The organism is Streptomyces sp. P17 (assembly GCF_032436805.1).
In the GTDB taxonomy this organism is placed as follows: domain Bacteria; phylum Actinomycetota; class Actinomycetes; order Streptomycetales; family Streptomycetaceae; genus Streptomyces.
This window is the reverse complement of record NZ_JAVRBF010001252.1, coordinates 1-249: the sequence shown is the minus strand read 5'-3', so window position 1 is coordinate 249 and position 249 is coordinate 1. Positions and strand designations below refer to the sequence as shown.

At 64.3% G+C, this 249-nt stretch carries 1 protein-coding gene; it reads left to right on the top strand.

Features of this window, described 5'->3' with window-relative positions; translation table 11 throughout:
* Window positions 1-209 (top strand): hypothetical protein (locus RMT89_RS44585; RefSeq protein WP_315889461.1); only part of this gene is annotated, 209 nt, incomplete at its 5' end.
* Window positions 210-249 lie beyond the last annotated feature (40 nt).

The window sequence follows — 249 nt, the reverse complement described above, 5'->3', positions numbered from 1 at the left end:
ACCATCCTGACACCCATCGCGCGGCTGTCGTCGAACTGGCCCTGCGCTTTTGCTGTCCGGTCTGCCAGACCGAAATCGACAGCTATATCGACGCCGAGCCATCTGACGATGGCGGTTTCGCTGTGCCCGTGGATCAGCAGTTCGATCTTTGCTCGCATTGCGGGGCGCTGCTCGATTTTGGCCTGCGCATGACGCAGGAGGCCGCATGAGCGTGCCGGTCTCGGCCCAGGACTGGGCCACCGCACGGCG